Source organism: Roseateles amylovorans (assembly GCF_025398155.2).
Classification (GTDB): Bacteria; Pseudomonadota; Gammaproteobacteria; order Burkholderiales; family Burkholderiaceae_C; genus Roseateles; species Roseateles amylovorans.
Window position 1 is genome coordinate 2,449,759 of the sequence record NZ_CP104562.2, and the last position, 22,814, is coordinate 2,472,572.

Annotated in this window: 13 protein-coding genes; 8 read left to right on the top strand and 5 right to left on the bottom strand. The window is 67.3% G+C overall.

What is annotated here, in order from left to right; translation table 11 throughout:
* Window positions 1-198 precede the first annotated feature (198 nt).
* The 3 genes from dapC to queF form a co-directional block, all read right to left on the bottom strand.
* Window positions 199-1,425 (bottom strand): succinyldiaminopimelate transaminase, encoded by a 1,227-nt coding sequence (gene dapC, locus N4261_RS10430; protein WP_261760077.1) that lies wholly within the window; start codon window positions 1,423-1,425, stop codon window positions 199-201.
* Window positions 1,426-1,838: 413 nt separating this feature from the next.
* Window positions 1,839-2,264, bottom strand: a complete 426-nt coding sequence (locus N4261_RS10435; RefSeq protein ID WP_261760078.1) for an SET domain-containing protein — start codon at window positions 2,262-2,264, stop codon at window positions 1,839-1,841.
* Window positions 2,265-2,338: 74 nt separating this feature from the next.
* Window positions 2,339-2,770, bottom strand: coding sequence for a preQ(1) synthase (queF, locus tag N4261_RS10440; protein ID WP_261760673.1), 432 nt, complete (start codon window positions 2,768-2,770; stop codon window positions 2,339-2,341).
* 408 nt (window positions 2,771-3,178) lie between these two features.
* Between queF and smc the strand changes: the two genes are divergently transcribed.
* The 5 genes from smc (at window position 3,179) to ligD (ending at window position 13,841) form a co-directional block, all read left to right on the top strand.
* Window positions 3,179-6,691, top strand: a complete 3,513-nt coding sequence (smc, locus tag N4261_RS10445; protein WP_261760079.1) for a chromosome segregation protein SMC — start codon at window positions 3,179-3,181, stop codon at window positions 6,689-6,691.
* Window positions 6,692-6,752: 61 nt separating this feature from the next.
* Window positions 6,753-7,859 (top strand): cell division protein FtsZ, encoded by a 1,107-nt coding sequence (locus N4261_RS10450; protein ID WP_261760080.1) that lies wholly within the window; start codon window positions 6,753-6,755, stop codon window positions 7,857-7,859.
* A gap of 243 nt (window positions 7,860-8,102) precedes the next feature.
* On the top strand, window positions 8,103-9,620 hold the full coding sequence (locus N4261_RS10455; protein ID WP_261760081.1) for a methyl-accepting chemotaxis protein: 1,518 nt from the start codon (window positions 8,103-8,105) through the stop codon (window positions 9,618-9,620).
* A gap of 102 nt (window positions 9,621-9,722) precedes the next feature.
* Window positions 9,723-10,751, top strand: a complete 1,029-nt coding sequence (ku, locus tag N4261_RS10460) for a non-homologous end joining protein Ku (protein ID WP_261760082.1) — start codon at window positions 9,723-9,725, stop codon at window positions 10,749-10,751.
* A gap of 57 nt (window positions 10,752-10,808) precedes the next feature.
* Window positions 10,809-13,841, top strand: a complete 3,033-nt coding sequence (gene ligD, locus N4261_RS10465) for a non-homologous end-joining DNA ligase (protein ID WP_261760083.1) — start codon at window positions 10,809-10,811, stop codon at window positions 13,839-13,841.
* A gap of 15 nt (window positions 13,842-13,856) precedes the next feature.
* On the opposite strand, the gene N4261_RS10470 is transcribed toward ligD, so the two are convergent.
* Entirely contained in the window at window positions 13,857-17,663 is a 3,807-nt protein-coding gene (locus N4261_RS10470; protein WP_261760084.1) for an ATP-binding protein, read from the bottom strand.
* Window positions 17,664-18,193: 530 nt separating this feature from the next.
* Here N4261_RS10470 and N4261_RS10475 point away from each other — a divergent pair.
* The 3 genes from N4261_RS10475 to paeA all read left to right on the top strand — a co-directional run bounded on the left by N4261_RS10475 (window position 18,194) and on the right by paeA (window position 20,766).
* Window positions 18,194-18,670, top strand: a complete 477-nt coding sequence (locus tag N4261_RS10475) for a SixA phosphatase family protein (RefSeq protein WP_261760085.1) — start codon at window positions 18,194-18,196, stop codon at window positions 18,668-18,670.
* Between the two features lie 159 nt (window positions 18,671-18,829).
* Window positions 18,830-19,342 carry a DUF4019 domain-containing protein gene (locus N4261_RS10480; protein WP_261760086.1) on the top strand — a complete coding sequence of 171 codons (513 nt, stop codon included), beginning with the start codon at window positions 18,830-18,832 and terminating at the stop codon, window positions 19,340-19,342.
* Between the two features lie 128 nt (window positions 19,343-19,470).
* Entirely contained in the window at window positions 19,471-20,766 is a 1,296-nt protein-coding gene (gene paeA, locus N4261_RS10485; RefSeq protein WP_354005408.1) for a polyamine export protein PaeA, read from the top strand.
* On the opposite strand, the gene N4261_RS10490 is transcribed toward paeA, so the two are convergent.
* A complete protein-coding gene (locus N4261_RS10490; RefSeq protein WP_261760088.1) occupies window positions 20,741-22,567 on the bottom strand; it encodes a helicase HerA domain-containing protein in 1,827 nt (608 codons plus the stop codon). The two genes, paeA and N4261_RS10490, sit on opposite strands and share 26 nt — an antisense overlap.
* Between the last annotated feature and the right edge of the window lie 247 nt (window positions 22,568-22,814).

The window sequence follows — 22,814 nt, forward strand, 5'->3', positions numbered from 1 at the left end:
TGTCGTGCGGATGGAAATCGGAAGGGGCGGTGAAAGTCTGTCGAGCGAGCGGCCACTGTGGCGCCCCGTATTCCGCAGTGGCCCGGTCAGCGAGGCAAGGTGCTCGGGGCGGGGGGCGGTCAGGCGTGTGCAGTGATCGAGCGTGGCGGCGACGTGTGGCGAGTGGCGTGTGGGCTAAGGACGTGTGTCGGGCCCGCTTCAGCGCAGGTTCCTGACGTAATCGACGATGCGGCGGGCGGCTTCCAGGCATTCAGCCTGCTCAGCCACCAACGCCAGACGGATGCGTCCGGCGCCGGGATTGATCCCATGCGCCTCGCGCGCCAGCAGACTGCCCGGCAAAACGCCGACATTGTATTGAGCGAGCAGTCCCTGGGCGAAGCCAATATCGTTACCGTCTGGCACAGCGGCCCATAGGTAGAAGCCCGCATCCGGCAGGGCAACATCCAGCACCTCGGCCAGCACCGGCGTCACCGCGGCGAACTTGGCGCGGTACTGGGCGCGGTTGTCGATCACATGCGTCTCGTCGTTCCAGGCCGCGATGCTGGCCGCCTGCACCATCGGACTCATGGCGCTGCCGTGGTAGGTGCGGTAGAGCAGGAAGCGCTTGATCCAGGCCGCATCCCCGGCCACGAAACCGGAGCGCATGCCCGGCACGTTCGAGCGCTTGGACAAACTGGTGAAGGCGATCAGGTTCCGGAAGTCGGGACGACCCAGCTGCACTGCGGCCTGCAGTCCCGACAGCGGCGCAGCGTCCGGACCGTCACGGAAATAGATTTCGGAATAGCACTCGTCCGAGGCGATCACGAAACCGTGGCGATCGCTCAGCTCGAACAAGGTCTTCCATTCGGACAGCGGCATCACTGCGCCGGTCGGGTTGCCGGGCGAGCAGACATACAGCAGTTGGGTACGGGACCAGGTCGCTTCATCGATCTGCGACCAGTCGGCCGCGAAATTGCGGGCTGGATCGGAATTCGCGAAGGCGGGCGTGGCGCCGGCCAGCAGGGCTGCGCCTTCGTAGATCTGATAGAAGGGATTGGGGCAGACGACGGTGGCGCCCGGCCGCGACGGATCGATCACCACCTGCGCGAGCGCGAACAGCGCCTCCCGCGAGCCATTCACCGGGAGGATTTGGGTGGCGGCATCCACCGTCAGGCCGTACCGGCGCTGAAGCCAGGCAGAGATGGACGCTCTGAGCGCCGGATCTCCGGCGGTGGCGGGATAGCTGGACAGCCCTTTCAGGTTGGCCATCAAGGCCTCTTCCACCAACTTCGGCGCCGGGTGCTTCGGTTCACCGATGCCCAGCGAGATCGGCCGGAACTCAGGATTGGGCGTGATGCCCTGGGTCAGCGCGCGCAGCCGTTCGAACGGATAGGGCTGCAGCAGCGCAAGCCGCGGATTGACCGGGGGGGAAGCGGGGGACGTCATGGCCGGAATCATAGGGGACCGGACCCGGGGACTGGGGCGCTGGGCGGGCGTGCCGAGGGTGGTGGCGCGTACTTATGTCGAGAATGCTGGGTTGAAGCGCAGCGGTGTGGTGGGGCGCTGGCCACCTTGCCGCAGGCGGGGAGGGGCTGGTTCAGATGAGAGGTGTTGCCTGTGCCCTGGGGCTACACGGCGTGGTCGGGCTGGGTTGCGTTGAGTTGGACCGCCGACCTGCCTCGGCCGGTGCGTTGGCCGCGAGGGCATGAGGCCTTGGCGCTGCCAAGACCTCACGCCCTCCCGTCCCCGATCAGCGTGGACTGCCCAGGTTTTGTGGGCGGTGGCGTACTCAACTTGGCTCGCCCAAGTTTTGCAGTGGGTGCCGAGGCTGCGGCAGATGCGGAGGCTGGGGCGTCGTGCTAGAGGGCGCCTCGGCAGCCCGAGGCGCGGCATCGGCAGGCCAGGCGGCCCTCGTGGTGCGTCTGGCCGTAGTCGACCGTGATTTCCTCGCCGCTCGCAATGTCGCGAACCGCGTGGAAGCTGATCTCCCCATCCTCCACCTGGATGCGCGCATTCGGCACACAGCTGTGGTTGGTGAAGCGCATCGCATCCTGCGAGCGGCTCGCATCGATCGCCCGCGCCGGCGACAACTCCACCAGCATCAACCGTCGTCCACCCTGCGCCCGGCGGCGCGCCTCCGCTACCGTGATCGATTCCCCGGTCAACAACCCTAGCCGCGTCAGCGCACCAATCGCGCCATCCGCAAAGACACCAAAACCATCGATGCGACTCCGCCGCAACGTCACAGGGACGAATTGATGCGTGTTGTCATAGGTCAGGGCCATGCGGATGGGGACGGGTGCGGGCGGTGAGGTTGGGCGACGTGGGACGCGAGCGAGGGTGAGCGCGCTCCGAAGGATCAGCGCAGCAGACCGGATTCGAATCCGTGAGCCGGCAGGTCCACCGCAGGCAGCGGCTTCCAACCCTTTTTGCGATGCTCGGCCACCACGTTGGTGTAGATGCCGCCCCGCACATACCACTTCGCGGTGATGCGGATGAAGCGCGGATTCGTGACCTTCACGATGTCTTCCAGGATGGTGTTGGTCACCTTCTCATGGAAGGCGCCTTCATCCCGGTAGCTCCAGAAGTACATCTTCAGGCTCTTCAGCTCGACGCAGTATTCGTCCGCGATCATGTCGATGGTGAAGTGCGCGAAGTCCGGCTGGCCGGTCAGCGGGCAGTGGCAGGTGAACTCCGGGACCTGGAACTGAATGACGTAGTCACGCTCTGGCGCCGGGTTGGGGAACACATGGATCTCCTTGCTCGGGCGGCTCGGAGGATTGGGCGGCATCTCCCGCATCTTGGGCGCCGCAGCGGGCTTGCCGGCCTTGGCGCTGCCCTTGGATGACAGGGCGGCATCGGCGGACTTGGACGCCTTGGGGGTCTTGGGTGCCTTGATCGGCTTGAGTGTTTTGGCGGTCGTCGGGGTGACGGAGGCGGCAGCAGCGGTCGGCTTGGCGGAAGAGGTCTTGGCCATGTGGAGTTCTGGGTGAGAGGGGTCGGGGGCGTGTCGGCGCAGATCGCCGGGACGCAGGCCGTTGGAGGCAGGGCGCGATGGTATCATCCGCCGCGAATCGAGCGCCCCGTCCAGGGGCGTTTCCACAATCAAATCAAAGGCTTAGAACACGTTGAGTGCGCGTCGATCACCGGTCGCCCGCACGTCGGCGGGCCCCTTCAAAGCGATGGTTCGAACGTCCCGATGCGACTGAACTCGATCAAGCTCTCGGGCTTCAAGTCCTTTGCCGACCCCACCAACTTCCAGTTGCCCGGCCAATTGGTCGGCGTGGTGGGCCCCAACGGCTGCGGCAAGTCCAACATCATGGACGCGGTGCGCTGGGTGCTGGGCGAGAGCAAGGCCAGCGAACTGCGTGGCGAGTCCATGCAGGACGTGATCTTCAACGGCTCCGGCAACCGCAAGCCCGCCAGCCGCTCCAGCGTGGAGCTGGTGTTCGACAACACCATCGCCCGCGCCGGCGGTCAGTGGAACCAGTTCACCGAGATCGCGGTCAAGCGGGTGCTGACCCGTGACGGCACTAGCAGCTACTTCATCAACAATCAGCCGGTGCGTCGACGCGACGTGCAGGATGTGTTCCTCGGTACCGGCCTGGGCCCGCGCGCCTACGCCATCATCGGCCAGGGGACGATCAGCCGCATCATCGAATCCAAGCCCGAGGAACTGCGCATGTTCCTCGAGGAAGCCGCCGGCGTCTCGAAGTACAAGGAACGCCGCCGCGAGACCGAGAACCGCCTCAAGGACACCCGCGAGAACCTGACCCGGGTCGACGACATCCTGCGCGAGCTCAACAACAACCTCGAGAAGCTGGAGCGCCAGGCCGAGGTCGCCGCCAACTACCGTCATCTGCAGGACCAGGGCACCCTGAAGCTGCATCAGCTCTGGTTCCTGAAGCACCGCGATGCCGCCGGCGAGGCCACCCGCGTCAAGGTGGAGCATCTGGAAGCGGTCAACGCGCTGGAAGCGCGCATGGCAGAGCTGCGGCATCTGGAGGCCGAGCTCGAAACCATCCGCCAGTCGCATTACGCCGCCGGCGATGAGTTGCATGCCGCCCAGGGCCGCCATGCGGAGGCGCAGCTCGAGGTCAGCCGGCTGGAAGAGCGCATCCGCTATGTGGTGGAAGGGCGTCAGCGTCTGGAGCAGCGGCTGGTGGAGTTGCAGGCGCAGAACCAGCAGTGGCAGGAGCGCGCCGAGCAGGCGCAAGCCGAGCTGGACGACGTCGCCACCCAGATCGCCCAGGCCGAAGAGCAGAGCGAGATCCTCGCCGCCCAGGCCGAAGATCAGGCGATGAAGCTGCCCGAGGTCGAGGATCAGCTCCGTGCCGCGCAGGGCCGCGCCAACGAACAGCGCACCCAGGTCACCCAGGTGCAGCAGCAGATCCAGGTGCTGGCGGCGGAGAGCCGCAGCGTCGATGAACAGCTCAAGGGCCTGCGCGGCCGACGCGAGCGCCTGGCGCAGGAGCGCCAGGGCCTGGCCGCGCCGCAGCACGACAAGCTCGAGGAAGTGAAGCAACGCTCCGCCGCCGCCGATGAGCAGCAGGCCGTCGCCGATGCGCGACTGGGCGAGCTCGCCGATGCGGTGCCGCAGGCCGACGAGCTCCGTCAGCGATCGCAGCAGGAAGCCCAATCCCAGGCTGCGAAGCTGACCGACATCGTGGCGCGCCTGACCGCCTTGCGCGCCTTGCAGGAAAAGGTGCAGACCGAAGGCAAGCTCAAGCCCTGGCTGGCCAAGCACGGACTTGACGGCGTCAAGGGCCTGTGGACGCAGCTCCACATCACCCCGGGCTGGGAGAACGCGCTGGAGGCCGCACTGCGCGAACGCATGGGTGCGCTGTCGGTGGGTAGGCTGGAAACCGTCCAGGCCTTCGCTGCCGATCCGCCGCCGGCGCGGTTGGCGTTCTACTCGCTGCCGTCCGGCGAGATCGCCAACACCCACCGCGCGCTGTCTCCGCTGAGCGACCTGCTCAAGCTGGAATCCAATGGCCTCAAGGCCTTGATGAACGACTGGCTGGAAGGCATCTACACCGCCGAGTCGATCGGCGAGGCCCTGGCGCAGCGCCCGCAACTCAGCCATGGCGAGGTCATCATGACCCGCGAAGGCCATGCGGTCAGCCAGTTCGCGGTCAGTTTCTATGCGGCCGATTCCGAAACCGCCGGCCTGCTGGCCCGCGCCCAGGAAATCGAGAACCTGGAGCGCGAGCAGCGCGCCCAGTCGCTGATCGCCGACGAGGCCCGGGCCCAGGCGATCCGCGCCGAGGCCGCCTACACCGAATCCGCCCAACGTCTGGCGGTGCTGCGTCGCGAAGCCACCGAGATCCAGGCGCGCGCCCATCAACTGCAGGTCGAACTGCTGCGCCTGGCCCAGCAAACCGAAGCGGCGGTGGCACGACGCAGCCAGCTCGACGACGAACTCGCCGAGATCGACGCCCAGACCGAAGCGCTGCTGGAACGCCGCATGGAAGGCGAAGCCCGGTTCGAGGAATTGGACCTGCAACTGGCCGCCACCCAGGAACGCCATGCCGAGCTCGACGAGGCGGTGATCCAGGGCGAACGCAAGCTCGCCGAGGCCCGCGAGCATCAGCGGGTGCTGGAGCGGCGTGCGCAGGAAGCGGTCTTCAGCGCACGTGCGCTGGCGGCCAAGCGCGGCGAGCTGCAGCGCAGCATCGAGACCTCGCGCCAGCAGGTGCAGGTCAATGAACAGACCGTCCAGAACATGGCCCAGGAGCGTGCCGAACTGGACGACGCCGCCGCCCAGGCCGGCCTGCAGGATGCGCTGGCCTTGAAGGTGGAGCGTGAGCAGGCCCTGGCCCAGGTGCGCGCCAGCTACGACGACCTCAGCCTGCGCCTCAAGCGCAGCGAGGAGCAGCGCATGACGATCGAGCGGGCGCTCGATCCGCTGCGCGAGCGCATCACCAAGCTGCAGCTCGATGAGCAGGCCGCCGCGCTCGGCGGGCAGCAGTACATGGAGCAGCTCACCGCGGCGAATGTGGATCTGGAGGTCCTCGCCAAATCGGTCGAGGAGGGCGCGGTGAAGCTGTACGGCCTGCAGGGCGAGATCGACCGCATCACCCGCGAGATCGCCGCACTCGGCGCGGTCAACCTCGCCGCACTGGACGAGCTGGGCGCCGCGCGCGAGCGCAAGACCTTCCTCGACTCCCAGTACCTGGACCTGAACACCGCCATCACGACGCTGGAGGATGCGATCCACAAGATCGACCTGGAAACCCGTGATCTGCTGGGCTCGACCTTCACCCAGGTCAACGAGCACTTCGGCCGCATGTTCCCCAGCCTGTTCGGCGGCGGCCAGGCCAAGTTGGTGATGACCGGCGATGAAATCCTCGATGCCGGCGTCCAGGTCATGGCCCAGCCGCCCGGCAAGAAGAACTCCACCATCCACCTGCTGTCCGGCGGCGAAAAGGCGCTGACCGCGATCGCGCTGGTGTTCGCCATCTTCCAGCTCAATCCCGCGCCGTTCTGTCTGCTGGACGAAGTGGACGCGCCGCTGGACGACGCCAACACCGAGCGTTATGCCCGCCTGGTGGCGGAGATGAGCAAGATCACCCAGTTCCTCTTCATCTCGCACAACAAGATCGCGATGGAAATGGCGGAACAACTGATCGGTGTGACGATGCAGGAGCAGGGCGTTTCCCGCATCGTGGCGGTGGACATGGAGTCCGCGCTCGCGATGGCGGATCACTGATTGCCCGGGTGATGTCCATGCCCACGAATCTGTCGTTCACCCCAACCCACGAGATCACGCCATGACCACCGACTGGAGCCTCACCGCCATGCTGGCCGCCCTGGGCGGCCTCGTCCTGGTGGGCGTGCTGGCGCAGGGCTGGTGGAGCGCTCGCCGCGCCGGCCCCCGCCGTCCCCTCCCACCCGTGCCCGCACCGGACCGCCAGGAGCCCAGCCTGGGCGGCGCAGCCGGCCTGTCGCCCGACGGCGGCGACGGACGGGGCGGCCTGTCGCCGGACGGCGGCGAACTGCCCGATCTCCGCACCCTCGACGAATCGGTCCCCGCCGTGGCGCGTGTGCGCAGGGCTTCGACCCGCATCGATGCGTTGATCGACGCCATCGCCACCCTGACGCCCGAATCGCCGATCAGCGGGGAGATGGCGCTCTCGCACATGCCCGGCAGCCGTCGCGCGGGCACCAAGCCCTTTCACATCGAAGGATTGAATGCCGCCTCGGGCGACTGGGAACTGCCGCACGCCGGTCAGCGCTACAGCGAGTTCCAGGCCGGCCTGCAGATGGCCAATCGCAGCGGCGCGCTCAACGAGATCGAGTACTCCGAGTTCGTGCAGAAGGTGCAGGGCTTCGCCGACGGCATCGGTGCGATGGTGGAGTTCCCGGACATGCTGGACGTGGTCGGCCGCGCGCGCGAGCTGGACCAGTTCGCGGGCGGCCATGACGCGCAACTGGCGATCTGCCTGCGTGCGCGGGGTGCCGCCTGGACGCTGGGCTTCGTCCAGCAAGGCGCCTTGCGGCACGGCTTCGTGCCCGGGTCCATGCCCGGCCGCCTGGTGATGCCGGGCCAGGAGGATGGCGCACCGCCGGTGCTCACCCTCAACTTCGATGCCCAGGCTGCACTGGCCGACGATCCCCAGGCCTCGTCGCTGCGTGAGCTGACCCTGGCGCTGGATGTGCTGCAGACACCCGAGGCACTGGAGCCCTTCGCCGTGTGGCAGGAAGCGGCGCGCAACCTGGCGCGCGACTTCGAGGCCGATGTCTGCGACGACCGGGGTCAGGTCCTGAACCTGCACGCCTTCCAATCCATCGGACTGGAGCTGGCCACGCTGTACAAGGCGCTGGCCTCGCGCGACCTCGCCGCCGGTTCGCCGGTGGCGCGGCGGCTGTTCAGCTGAGCCCAGTGGCGCGCCCACGCAGTGCCGACGGACACCGTACGGAGCCCTGCGGCGGATCGGGCGATGCGACACCCGCGGGTTTCCTGTGACCTTGTGACGGTATCGCCTGGCCGGCCGGCCGCGCCCGCTTCACCTTCAGCGCCATCTCGCCGATAAATCGGGAAGGCCGGCGACTCGCCGGGCCTGGCCGTGGGCGACTCTCAACGTCGCTCGACCGCTTGACCGACCTGAAAGTCCTTGCCCATGAAGCTTCGTACCCGAATCCTGTGGCTGTGCGCCGCCGCGCTGGCCGGCATGCTGTTGCTGGCAGCGGTCTCACTGACCACGCTGCGTCAGACCATGATCAAGGAGCGCACCGCGCAGCTCTCGACCTTGGTGGTGCTGGCGCATTCCGCGCTGGAGAAGCTCCATGCGCAGGAAGTCGCCGGTCAGATCACCCGCGAGGAGGCGCAGAAGGAAGGCAAGAAGATCATCGGCAGCTTCCGCAAGGAAGAGCAGTACTTCTTCGTGCGGGGCTTCACCAACGATGTGAACTATGTGCATCCGAATCCCAAGCGGGTGGGCATCGTCGATGCCAAGGGCGGCAAGGAAGCCGGCGTGCGCTATCGCACCGCCTTGGAAGGCAAGACCATCGGCACCGTCATTGCACCCGGCACGCGACCGGGGACCAAGGACGAGGTGCAGAAACTGTATGCCGTCATCAAGTTCGAGCCCTGGGACTGGATCGTCGGCTTCGGCGATTACATCGATGACATCGACACCGCCTTCTGGCGCAGTGCCGCGATCCTGCTGTCCATCGGCGGCGTGCTGATGCTCATCGTCGGCGGACTGGGCTGGCGCATGGCCCGCAGCCTCTACCGTCAACTGGGCGGTGAACCGGCCTATGCGGCCGACATCGTTCGACGCATCGGCGCGGGCGATCTGTCGGTTCAGGTGGCCTTGCAGGCCGGCGACCAGGCCAGCCTGCTGGCGGCGATGCATCAGATGCAGCAGAGCCTGTCCGGCACGGTCACCCAGATCCGCGGCGCGACCGACACCATTGCCACGGCCGCCGGCGAAATCTCCGCCGGCAATCTGGACCTGTCGTCCCGCACCGAGGCCCAGGCCAGCGCTCTGGAACAGACTGCGGCCTCGATGGAAGAGCTGACCGCCACCGTCAAGCAGAATGCCGACAACGCCCGCCAGGCCAACCAGTTGGCGCTGTCGGCCTCGGAGGTGGCGGTGCAGGGCGGCCAGGTGGTGAACCAGGTGGTGGCGACCATGGCGTCGATCAGCACCTCGTCCAAGAAGATCGTGGACATCATCGGCACCATCGACGGCATCGCCTTCCAGACCAACATCCTGGCCCTGAATGCGGCGGTGGAAGCCGCTCGTGCCGGCGAGCAGGGCCGCGGCTTCGCGGTGGTGGCCTCCGAGGTGCGCAGCCTCGCGCAGCGCAGTGCCACGGCCGCCAAGGAGATCAAGACCCTGATCGGCGACTCGGTGGACAAGGTGGATGCCGGCAGTTCGCTGGTGGGGCAGGCCGGCGCCACGATGGAACAGATCGTGGGCAGCGTGAAGCGGCTGACCGACATCGTCGGCGAGATCTCCAGCGCCAGCCAGGAGCAGACCGCCGGCATCGAGCAGATCAACCAGGCCATCGTGCAGATGGACCATGCCACCCAGCAGAACGCCGCCTTGGTGGAACAGGCCTCGGCGGCGGCCGAGTCGTTGCAGCAGCAGTCGCAGCACCTGGTGGTCGCCGTCCGCGTGTTTGCCTGACCGCATGTTGGATTGACCGCGGGGGCGCCTGGGCGCGCCGATTGCCATGAAGCGAGCGTCCGACGCCCCCGCGCGTCGTCGCTCCTTCTGGATGAGGTCCCCATGCCCACTCGCGCCGCCAGCGGTTCCGGCTCCACCACGCGTTCATCGACCCGGTCATCGACCCGTTCGTCGACGCCACGGCCACCCTCCGGCAAGGCCTCCGGCGCGGGCGCTGCATCCAAGTCGAAGTCTGGCAGCGCTCGTCCAAGCCGTGCATCCAAGGCCAACGGCCACAGCGCATCCGCTGATGCAGACAGCGCCGAGGCCTCGCGGCCACGTCGCGCCGTCTGGAAGGGCGCGATCAGCTTCGGTTTGCTGCATGTGCCGGTGTCGCTCTATCCGGCCTCGCGTGAGGAAGAGGTCGACTTCGACTGGCTGGACAAGCGCACCATGGATCCGGTGGGCTACAAGCGGATCAACAAGCGCACCGGCAAGGACATCGACAAGACCCACATCGTCAAGGGTGTGAAGCAGGACAGCGGCGACTATGTCGTGCTCACCGACGACGAGATCCGCAAGGCCTATCCCGCCACCACCCAGACCATCGACATCGAACGCTTCGTCCCCGCGACGCAGGTGTCTTTCGTCTATCTGGAAAAGCCCTATTACCTGGAGCCGATCGGCAAGTCCGCCAAGGTGTATGCCCTGCTGCGCGAGGCCATGGCCGATGCCGGACTGATCGCGGTGGCACGGCTGGTGATCCACAGCAAGGAACACCTGGCGGCGCTGCTGCCGGCGGGACCGGCGTTGATGATCGGCCTGATGCGCTGGGCCAATGAGATCCGCCCCGCCGACGATCTGAACCTGCCCGCCGAGGGACGCGCGGCGCACGGCTTCAAGGCCGGCGAGTTGGAGATGGCTCGGCAGTTGATCGATGAGATGAGCAGCGATTGGGATCCGACCGAGTTCCATGACGAATTCACCGCGTCCATTCGCAAGCTGATTGCCCGCAAGGTCGCCGCGGGTCAAACCGAGACGGTGGAGCCACTGGAGTCACAGCCGAGCGAGGAAGGCGCCAGCAATGTGGTCGACCTCACCGATCTGCTGCGTCGCAGCCTGGGCGGCAAGAAGAAGCCGCGGGCCGCCTGACCCGCTGCCGGCCGATGGGCCGCTCGCCGCCGACGACCCTCACCCAGGACACCTCCCATGGGCACCGCCGCCAGACCCGATTCGCCGCTGTCGCGCTACCGCAGCAAGCGGGACTTCCGCATCACGCCGGAGCCGGGTCCTGATCCGGAGACCGGGGCGGAGCCTTCGCCGCCGGCCCGCCGCTCTTCCTCGGCGCGACGGCGCAAGCCCGGCACCGAGGCGCTCTCGTTCGTCATCCAGAAGCACTGGGCCAGCCATCTCCACTACGACTTCCGGCTGGAACTCGATGGCGTGCTGTTGAGCTGGGCCGTGCCCAAAGGGCCGTCCTACGATCCGAAGCAGCGCCGCATGGCGATCCAGGTGGAGGACCATCCGCTGGCCTATGGCGGCTTCGAGGGCACCATCCCGGCCAAACAGTACGGCGCGGGCGAGGTGATCGTGTGGGACAACGGCACCTGGGTCCCCGAGGGTGATCCCAAGGCTGGACTGCGCGACGGCAAGCTGGTGTTCCGGCTGCACGGCCAGAAGCTGGCCGGGTTATGGCAGCTCGTCCGCACCTCGCGTGTCGGCGAGCCGCGTGCTCAGTGGCTGCTGATCAAGAAGCATGACGGCTGGGAACGATCGCATCTGGACTACGATGTCACCGCTGCCCTGCCGGACAGCGTGGTGGCGCAGCCCCTGGGTCGTGTGGAGGATCGAGAACCCCGCACGGCGAAAGACGCCGAGGCGGTCAAGGGATCGACACCCGCGACTGCACCCCCTGCCAAAGTAACGCGCACCGCTTCCAAATCGACGCGCGGGGACTCGTCAAAACAGAGGCCCGTCTCGACCGACACCGGCATCGCCTCGCCTCCCGACCTGAGCGGTGCGCGCAAGGCCAGGCTGCCGGCGAAGATGGCGCCGCAACTGGCCACGTTGGTCAGCGCCACACCACCCGGCGAGTGGGTGGCCGAGGCCAAGTTCGATGGCTATCGGCTGATGACGCGCATCGAGAAGGGCCGGGCCAGCTTGATGACGCGGGGCGGCAACGACTGGACCTCGCGCATGCCGTCGCTGGCCCGCGCACTCGAAGCGCTGGGCCTGGACAACGCCTGGCTGGACGGCGAGGTCGTGGTCATGCGGGAGGACGGATCGCCCGATTTCAACCGACTTCAGCAGGCACTGGGCAAGACACGGGGCAGTGGTGCCAGCGAGCGCGACATCCTCTACTTCCTCTTCGATCTGCCCCACCTCAATGGCTACGACCTGCGCGAGGTGCCGTTGCGTGATCGCCGTGCCGTCCTGCGTGCGCTCCTGGACGGCCACGGACACGAGGCCCGCGATCACCGAGAACCCCGCGTGCCCGACGATGACGAACGCCTGCGCTTCAGCGAGGACTTCGCCGTCCCGCCCGAGGATATGTTGGCGGCGGCCTGTCAGATGCGGCTGGAAGGACTGATCCTCAAACGCCCCGACGCGCCCTATGTCAGCGCGCGCAGCGACAGCTGGGTGAAGCTCAAATGCCAGCGGCGGCAGGAGTTCGTCGTCATCGGATTCACCGATCGATCCGATGGCTCCAAGGGACTCGGCAGCTTGCTGCTCGGCTACTACGGGACGGACGACGGGCGCCATGACGCCGATCACGCCGATACCCCCGATGACGCCGATGACGCCGATGACGGCAGCGGTGATCGGAGCGGTGCCGCTCGCCAGTCGGGGCACCAGGCGACGCCCGGCAAGGGGGCTCAGAACGGTCGTCGTGGTTCGGGGACTTCGGCGCTGTCGCTGCGTTATGCGGGGCGCGTCGGAACGGGGTGGTCGCTGTCGGCGGGCGCGTCGCTGCGGCGGCAGTTGGAGGCGCAGCTCGTCGCGCACGCGCCGGTCGATACCCATGAGATCCAGCGCAGTCATTGGATGCGCCGTCCCTCGGGGGATGAACGATGGGTGAAGCCCACGATGGTGGTGGAAGTGGCCTTTGCGGAATGGACGCCTGATGGCCATGTGCGCCACGCCTCCTTCCAGGGCGTGCGTGACGACAAACCGGCGCGCGCAATCCGTCGGGAAGCCACCACCGCGCCCGAGGCCATCTCGGCAGCGCCCGCAAAGCGGGAGTCGGAGCATCCCAGCACGACGGCCCGATCGACTCGCTCGACCCATTCGACCCATTCGACCCATTCGACCGATGCGCCCGGTGCGCCCGGTGCGACCGGTGTGACCAGTGCGACCCGCACGTCCGCCAAACCCAGCCGTGCCTCCAAGGCCGTTGCGGCGATGCCCAGCGATCGGTCGACCTTGCAGATCACCCACCCGGAGCGGGTCATCGACCCGTCCACCGGTCTGACCAAGATCGACTTGGTGCGTTATTACGCCAGCGTCGCGGACTGGCTGATGCCTCATCTGGCCCGTCGGCCGGTGGCAGTGGTCCGGGCGCCGGAGGGCGTCGACGGTCAGCAGTTCTTCCAGAAGCATGTCGACGGCGATGAACTCATCGTCATCCGCGATGCCGCCGCCGTGCTGCAGTTCACCCAACTGAATGCGGTGGAGTTCCACACCTGGAACGCGCAAGCGGACAAGCTGGATCGGCCGGATCGCATCATCTTCGACCTCGATCCCGGAACGGGCGTGAGCTGGGCGCAAGTGCGGGAATCGGCGCTGCTGGTGCGGGCGCTGTTGCGCGAGCTGGGTCTGGAAAGCTGGCTCAAGACCAGCGGCGGCAAGGGGCTGCATGTGGTGGTGCCCCTGATGCGCCGCCATGACCACGCGACCTGCAAAGCGTTCAGTCAGGCCGTGGTCCAGCATCTGGCGGTGACGCTGCCCAAGCGCTTCTCGGCCAAGAGCGGCCCCCGCAACCGGGTCGGCAAGGTGTTTGCCGACTATCTGCGCAATGGCGAGGGCCAGACCACGGCCGCCGCCTTTTCGGCGCGGGCGCGGCCCGGGCTGGGGGTGTCGATGCCAATTCACTGGGATCAGCTCGACGAGGTCAAGCGCGGCGATCAATGGACCATCGCGGATGCGCGAGACCATCTGAGCCTGCGCCGCGAAGATCCGTGGAAAGCCTACTGGCAGCACCATCAGACGCTCACCGCCGCCATCAAATTGCTGGCGAGCTGAGCGGCGGGCCAGCGCTCAGTTTGTCTCGGCGCGCAGCGCGCGCATCAGCGCCTGCGGGTCGGCCGGCTTGACCAGATGGGCATCAAATCCCGCCTGTGCGGCACGTTCCCGGTCTTCCGGCTGGCCGTAGCCGGTCAGCGCAATCAGGCGGATCGCCTGCATCGACGGATGGGCCCGAATGCGTTGGGCCAGCTCATAACCCGACATGCCCGGCAGACCGATGTCCAGGACCGCCACCTCCGGCCGGAAGGTCGACAGGCGCCGAAGCGCGTCATGGGCACTGTTGACCTGTGCCACGTCATGGCCCGCCATCGTCAGCGTCATCGCCAGCGCTGCGGCGGCGTCGGCGTTGTCATCCACCACCAGGATGCGCTGCGGCGGGACCGTTTCGTCGGCGACCTTGGGCGTGGGCGCGGGTGCCGTCTCCTTGAGCAACGGCAGGCGCAGCTCGAAGCGGGCGCCGGCGCCGGGGCCCTCGCTGTGGGCGGTCACCGTGCCGCCATGCATCTCGATCAGCCGCTTCACCAGGGACAGACCGATACCGAGCCCGCCCTGGGAGCGATCCAGCGTGCGGTCGCCCTGGACGAAGAGATCGAACATCGTCGCCTGCAACGGCGCCGGGATGCCGATGCCATCGTCCCGCACCGCCACCACCGCGTGCGCCGACTCGGCATGCATCGACAGATGGATATGACCCTTCGGATCGGTGTACTTGGCCGCATTGGTCAGCACATTCGCCACGCACTGCACCAGCCGCGCCAGATCGCCACGCACCTGCAGCGGTCCGCTGGTGGTGACGGAGAACAGATGGCCGCGCTCGCGCATCAGCGGCTCCACCGTCTCCACCGCCTGCGCCAGCACTTCGGCCAGCGGGACCGGAGCGAGCTGCAGTGCCACCCGGCCTTGCGTGATGCGGGAGACATCCAGCAGGTCATCCACCAGGCGGGTCAGGTTGTCGGCCTGCCGGCGGACGATCTCCACCATGCGGCGTGCGCGCCCGTCTTCCAGACCGAGCCGCGACAGCACATCGCCCGCGCTGCGGATCGGTGCAATCGGATTGCGCAGCTCATGCGCGAGCATGGCGAGGAATTGATCCTTCTGCCGGTCGGCGGCTTCGAGTTGTCGGCGTGCCAGGATGTGCGGGGAGATCTCGCGGAAGTAGCAGACCACGCCCGGTTTCCCTTCGGGCAGCGGGATGCGGTTGATCTGCCACTCGTAGGCTTCGGCCTGGCCGAGATCGCTGCGGTCCGCGACAAACTCCGACATGACGTAGGGCTCGCCGGTGGCCAGGGTGTGACGGAAGCGATCCAGGATGACGCCGCCCACGACCGGTCCCCACAGACGCTCGTTCAAGGTGCCGAAGTCATCTCCGATCTGCACCGCCGGCGATCCGAAGGCTTGGCGGGCGGTGGGATTGGCCTCCCGGACCCGCAGCCGGTCGCCACTCGGTTCGACCAGATAGACCCCCATCGGCGCCTCGTTGAGCAAGGTCTCGAACTGCGCGATGCGCACGCGATCGGCGGCTTCGGCGGTGCGTCGCATCCGGCGCAGCTCCAGCAGCGCGCCCAGTCGGGCCAACAGCTCGCGAGCGGAGAAGGGCTTGATCAGGTAATCGTCCGCGCCGGCGTCCAGGCCTTCGATGCGAGCCTCCTCGCCGGCGCGCGCCGACAGCAGCACCACCGGCACGCTGCGCAGGTGTTCGTCCGCGCGAATGGCGGCCAGCAGGGCCAGGCCGTCCAGGCGCGGCATCATCACGTCGGTCAGGATCAGGTCGGGCAATTGCCGCCGTGCCGCCTCGAGCGCCTGCAGGCCGTCGCCGACGCTGTCGATGGCGTAGTAGGGCGACAGCAGATCGCGCAGGTAGCTGCGCATGTCGGCGTTGTCATCGGCCAGCAGAATCCGGGCGCCGTAGGTGGGCGCGAATCGACGATCAGCGGCGGCAAGCCGACCGGTGTCGACGTGCGGGCGCAAAGTGGCGGGGCGCTCGCCGTCGACGCGGTTGGCGCCGGCAGCGAGACCTGGCAACGCCGGGTGGGTGGTCTGCGATGGGGCGCTGCCTGTGTACGCCGATTCCGGCAACCAGCGCAGTGCCTCGTCGACAAACGCGCGGGCGCCGGTGGTGTCGGCGGTCGGCGCGGTGGCCGCTTGGACATGCGCCGGTGGCAGATGCCCCGGGCCCAGCGGCAGCGTCACCATGAAGCGTGTGCCTTCGCCCCGCACGCTGGACACCTCGATCTGCCCGCCGTGCAGGCGCACCAGCTCCTGCACCAGGGCCAGGCCGATGCCGGACCCTTCGTGGGTTCGGCCTTCGGTGCCGGCCACGCGATGGAAGCGTTCGAACACCCTCGGCAACTCGTCCGCCGGAATGCCGACGCCGGTGTCCGCGACCTCCAGCACCGCGGTGTTGCCGTCGGGCTGCTGCCGAAGCCTCAAGGTGACCTGTCCCGCCAGGGTGAACTTGAACGCATTCGAGAGCAGGTTCAGGACGATCTTCTCCCACATCTCGCGATCGACATAGGCGGGACGGTCCAGGGGCGCGCAGTCGACCTCATAGCGCAGGTCCGCGCGTGCCATGGCGGAACGGAAGGTGCTGGCCAGGTCGCGGGTGACGGCGGCCAGATCCGTCGGCTGGTAGCGGGCCTGGGCGCGGCCGGCCTCGATGCGGGAGAAATCCAGCAACGAGTTGACCAGCCGCTGGAGCCGTCCCGCATTGCGCATCACCAGCGCCAGTTGGTCGCGCACCGGTGAGGACAGCTCGGCCGTGGTGACGATCTCTTCCAACGGTCCCAGCATCAGGGTCAGCGGGGTGCGGAACTCGTGGCTGACATTGGAAAAGAACGCCGTCTTGGCGCGGTCCAGCTCGGCCAAGGCCTCGGCCCGCTGCCGCTCGGCCTCATGGGCCTGGGCATCGGCCAGCGACGCGGAAATCTGCCCCGCCACCAGGTTCAGGAACGCGTGATAGGCCTCGTCCTCCGGCCGGCGCGTGCTGAGTCCGGCGACCAGGAAGCCGGTGAGCTCGTGGCCAGGCGCCTTGAGCGGCAACAGCACCGCCCGCTCGACCGCCTCCGGCCAGTTGCCCGCCGGGATCCGCAGCGACAGCGCGGACAGCGAGGGCAGGTCCTGCGGCGTCTGGCTGTCGCAGAGCGCCTGCAGCGGCCAGCCGCTGGGTGGATCGGTGAGGGAGAGGTACAGCGGCAACTGCGTTTGTGCCGCATGGACGGCGCATCCTGCCCGACGCGCGGACGTGCCGCCCGGATCGGTGAGGTAGAGGGCAGTAAACGGCAGGTCCAACGGGAAGTCCGCCAGCACCTCGCAGGCCCGGCGGGCGCAGGCGTCGCGCTGATCGGCGCCGGCCGTGCCGAGTGCCAGGTCGCGCAGCACCCGAAGGCGGCGCTCGCCGATCACCCGGTCGGTGACCTCGGTGACGACGCACAGCATGCCGGCGATCCGCATCTCATCGTCATGCACCGGGCTGTAGGAGAAGGTGTGGTAGGTCTCCTCCGGGAAACCGCTGCGCTCCAGAAACAGCTGCAGGCCTTCATCCCAGGTGGCCACGCCGTGGGTGAGCACCTGCTGGATCCGACTGCCGGCCGCGTCCCACACCTCGGCCCAGACCTGGTCGGAGCGTGCCCCCAGCGCCCAGTCGCGCTTCAGGCCCAGGGTCGGCAGATAGGCGTCGTTGCAGAAGAAGGTCAGCTCCGACGACCAGGCCATCCACATCGCATAGCGCGAGTCCAGCATCATCCGCACGATCGTCTTCAGCGACTGCGGCCAACCGTCCGGCGGGCCCACGGCAGTGCGTGTCCAATCCAGACTGCGCATGCGGGCACCCATTTCGCCACCGCCCTGCAGGAAATGGCGCCATGGGGTCCCCGCACTCGCCCCCGTCCCCGTGCCCGAACCCGTGACAGTGGGGTCGACGGCGTGTCCCTCCTGTTGCACCGGCTCGGTCTGGGGGAGCCCGGTGGCAGGGATTTCCGGGGCGGCGTGGGAAGCTCGTCCGGCATCTCCGGAAATTGGCGGCATTCGTGTCTCGTCGAGAAGGCGGTGCGTCGGTCGGCAGGCTGCGCCGTCGCCAGCGGGGGGATCAATGGCGGCAGAGTCTACAAGTCGTCTCCACCGCTCCAGCAAGCGACGATCCCGATGGCAAAGCGGTGTGGCGCGCCTGCTGCAGGCGCGGGATTTGCCAGCAGCGCATGGCAGCACGACAAGGGCAACACCACGCGGGTAACACCACGCGGGTAAAACCACGCGGGCCACACGGTGGCGTGAAGGATGCCCACAGGCGCCCCGGATGCTGATCGCTGCCTGCTTCGTGCGTGACCACGTGCGGGCTCAACGAGGATGTGAGGATGGACTTGATCTTGTGGCGCCATGCCGAGGCCGTCGACGCGGCGCCCGGCATGGATGACATGTCGCGCGTGCTGACCACCCAGGGGGAGCGTCATGCCGAGCGGGTGGCGCAGTGGCTGAACGAACGTCTGCCCTCGGAGGTGAAGGTGCTGGTCAGTCCCGCGGTGCGGACCCGGCAGACGGTCCAGGCGCTGCGGCGGCGCGTCGAGCTCTGCGATGCGTTGGCGCCGCGCCAGGGTGTGCAGGCGATGCTGCAGGCCACCGGCTGGCCCGACGCGCCCCAGCCGGTGCTGGTGGTCGGCCATCAGCCCAGCCTCGGCATGGCGCTGGCGCATTTGGTGGGCGGACAGCCGCTGGCGCAGGCGATGCCGTGGCGCGTCCGGAAGGCCGGCTTGTGGTGGCTGCGTTGTGAGCGCCGTCCACATGAGCGCGTCGGCGTGGTCGTGCTGGCCGTGCGAACGCCGGAACTGCAGTGACAGGAAGCGGCTTGGCAGGGGCGGGTCCGTGGCGGTGCAAGGAGGCGATGGGCGGCGTTCGCGGGGCCGCCGTACAGTCGCTGTGGTTCCGTCCGTCAGTGGGCCTCAGCATCCGAACCGACCGCGTCATCTCGACGCTTCAGCAGGAGAATCCAGACGATGACACCGCACGTATTTGCCACTTGGCGCATGGGCTTGGCCTTGTTGTTGATCGCCGCGTCGGCCGTTCACGCGCAGTCTCAGGCACCTGCATCGGCCCTGGGCCAGGGTGAGCATCAAGTGGCGACCACGGACGCCAAGTCCGCGCCCAGCCCGGCCGTCACCAACGCGACCGACGCCGGCACCACCGAAGCCACCCGTTGGTTGCGCCTGATCGACGGCGGCAAGTACGCGGAGGGATGGACCCAGGCCGCGACCGCATTCCGCGCGGCCATTGGCCAGCCCGATTGGGACAAGACGCTGGTACAGGTCCGCACGCCCCTGGGTGCGGCGACCACGCGGACCCTCAAGTCCGCCGCATTGACTCACCAGTTGCCCAACGTGCCGCCGGGTGACTATGTGGTGATCCAGTTCGACACCGCTTTCGAACAGCGACCCGCCGCAGTGGAGACGGTGGTGGTGCAGCGCGACACCGATCAAGTCTGGCGGGTGTCGGGCTACTTCATCAAATAGCGGGCCTACTGGCGGTCGAGCGGGCCACGGCGCGGCATCGGCGTGCCGCGGGTGCCGCGGGTGCCGTGCGTGCCGCGCGTGCCGCGAGCGGCCGCTACACTGAGGGCTGCTCCACTGTGAAAGCCGCCTTGAGTTCCAGCCTGTTCCTGGTCTTTCTGCTGATTGCCGCCAGCGCGTTCTTCTCGATGGCGGAGTTGTCTTTGGCCGCCTCACGACGGCTCAAGCTGCGACAGATGGCCGAGGAGGGCGACCCGCGGGCCGCTCAGGTGCTGAAGGTCCAGGAGCAACCCGGCTACTACTTCACCGTTGTGCAGATCGGGGTGAACACCTTGGCCATCCTGGCTGGCGTGGTGGGCGAAGGCGCCTTGACGCCGCATTTCGAAGCCCTGCTGCGGCCCTTCATCGACATCGATACCGCCCAGCGACTGGCGTTCGCGCTGTCCTTCGGATCGGTCACCATCCTGTTCGTGGTGCTGGCGGACCTGCTGCCCAAGCGGCTGTCGATGAACGAGCCGGAACGCGTCGCGATGGCCCTGATCGTGCCGATGCTGTGGCTCACGGTCTTGCTGCGTCCGCTGGCCTGGTCGCTCAACCATGTGGCCAACCTGCTGTTGCGGCTGCTGGGTCGGCCGATGTCGCCTGACAACAGCATCACCCATGATGACATCCTGGCGCTGGCGGAAGCCGGGCATCAGGCGGGTGTGGTGGCCGAGGCCGAGCAGCAGGCCATCGAGAACATCTTCGAGCTGGACACCCGAACCGTCGAGTCCTCGATGACATCGCGCGAGCGGATCGTCTACTTCTCGCTGGACGACGACGAAGCCCTGGTGCGCACCCGGATCGCCGATTCGCCGCATTCGACCTACCTGGTCTGCGATCGCGACATCGACCAGGTGGTGGGTTATGTGGATGCCACCGACCTGTTCCAGCGGGTGCTGCTGGGCGAGGTGATCAGCCTGCGGGACGAGCCGGCGCTGGTCAAGAAGGTGCTGATCGTGCCGGATCGGCTGACGCTGTCAGAGGTGCTGAAGCAGTTCCGGCAGGCGCATGAGGACTTCGCGGTCATCGTCAACGAATACAGCCTGGTCGTGGGCGTGATCACCCTCAATGATGTGATGAGCACGGTGATGGGCAGCCTGGTCCAGACCGATGAGCAGGAGCAGCAGATCATCCGACGCGATGACGGCAGCTTCCTGGCCGACGGCATCACCCCGATCCCCGATGTGCAGCGCGCGCTGGCGCTGGACGAATTTCCCCATTCCGGTCAGTACGACACGCTGGCGGGGTTCCTCATGGTCATGCTGCGGCGCATCCCGAAACGCACCGATGTCGCGGAATGGGGCGGCTGGCGCTTCGAGGTGGTCGACGTCGACAGTCATCGGGTCGACCAGGTGATGATCACTCGAGTGGCGTCCCCGGAGTGACCAAGGTCGGCTGGCCATCGTAGCGATTGGCCTGGATCGGGATCGGGTAGCGGTGGGACGCCGTGAGTACCCGCATGTAGCCGGGGGACCGGCTGCGCATGATGTCGTTCTCCATGCCCTTGAACGCATACTGCACGGCGCTGAGCAGTTGGGTTTCCCGTTCGCTCGAGAGATGCCCGATGAAGAAGTTCTCGGTCTGCGCCAGCAGGTCCTGATTCACCGTTGAGGGGGACTGCGTCGAGTAGACGATGCCGATGTTGAACTTCGCCCCTTCCTTGGCGAATCGGGAATAGACGTCGATGACATTGCCCGAATTCGGCGGGAAGATCATGTGCGCTTCTTCGAAGTAGATCTGCACATAGCGCCCCTGCATCTCATTGCGGACGAACTTGCCCTCCTGCTGCAGGAAAACCGCCACCGACAGGGTGCGGGCGAAGTAGCGAATGATCCGCTCGTTGGCACTGCCCAAGTCGACGATCACGGTGCCGCCGGTATCGATGGACGCCAGGATCTCGGTGATGAAGTTGTCGACCTGCGGGGAGTGAAACGGCACCGCCGGGCGCAGCACGTAAGGGCCGGCGCCCGCCTGCGGGAACAGGAAGGCGGCCATGATTTCCTCGTCCGCATCAAAGATGTACCGGCCTTGCCGTCGCAGCGCGGGGTCGTTCGGGTAGGACAGGCTGAAACGCAGGATCAAGCTGACCTCGGCCTCCATCTCCGCAAAGGTCTTGGGCAGCGGCGGCGCGGTGGTGCCATTGATCGCTTGATAGGCCGCCATCCGAAGGGGCTGGCTGAAGTTGGGATTGAACTGCGTGCCGTAGCCCAGCCGATTGAGCATTTCGCTCAGTCGGGCTTCGCAGTGATCGAAGCCGGCGGTGTGCAGGATGGTCCAGTAGATCATCAGCTTGCGCAGCCGCCGTTGGAGCACGTCCACGGTGTCGCCGTCGACCGGCTGCAGCGGCGGCAGGCGACAGGTGAGCAGGGGACGGACATAGTCGGTGTCGGCCACCTCCATCGGCAGCAGTTCGCGCAGGGTGTTCATGGCGTCTTCGGGACGCTCATAGAAATTGAAGCGCAGCAGCTTGGCATTGGCGTCGCTGGTGGATCGGTCCGACAGGAAGTAGACGGTGCAGCGGTCGGCGTAGGCGGCGCCGATGTTGTCGGCACCATCCTGTGGATTGCTGTTGGCGTACTCACCGTTCACATCGAAGATCAGTTGCCCGACGTCACGGCTTTGCGCCGTCACGTCCAGCATGCCCTGCACCAGCAGCTTGACCACGTTGGACTTGCCGAGCCGGGTCTTGCCGAACATGGCGGAGCGCTTGCCCCGGATGTCCAGCATCGAGAGGCAGGCTGTGATGCCCGGCTCTTTTGACGGGCTCGGGGTCTCGCTGTCGCGCAGTTGTCCAAAGCGAATGCGGTGGCGTTGATCGACGGTGCCGTTGACGAAGAGGTCGCGCATCCGGCGCGTCGGAATGAACGCGTCATACCGATCGGGATGGTCGAGCTGGCCGGGGTCGCCGGAGAACACGATGCGGCCGGCGTGGGCGTCGCCTGGCGCTGAAGGCGCGTAGGTGCCCAGCAATCGGCACTCGATCAGCAGGTGATCGTCATGCGCCGCGCCCTCGCTCGGCGATTGCGGCATCAGGCGATGCAGCCGGCGGTGACGCGGCGTGCCTTCATCCGGCCAGTCCAGGTGGGCGGTCACGCGGAGCACGTAGGCCATGTCGCCGCGCACCTCGGCAGGGCCGGGCGGTTGAGCGCCGATCCGGCACGCCGCAGCCTCGATGCGTCGGGTCATGAAACACAGTGCACCGCGCGCCATGGAGTCGTGGGTGGCCCAGTGACGGGCATTCACGAGCACGAGGGCACGGTCGTGGTTCACTTCAACGACGGGGCCAAGCCAGTGGGGTCTGGCAATGTCTGTTTCGCTGATGAGCATTTGCTGAACTTCTGAATGCAAAGACGTGGATGCGTTTGACCAGCGGCCGCTGACCGCAATGAACGATCCCTTGAGACATCGGGGCCCGACCTCACCGCACAGGCGC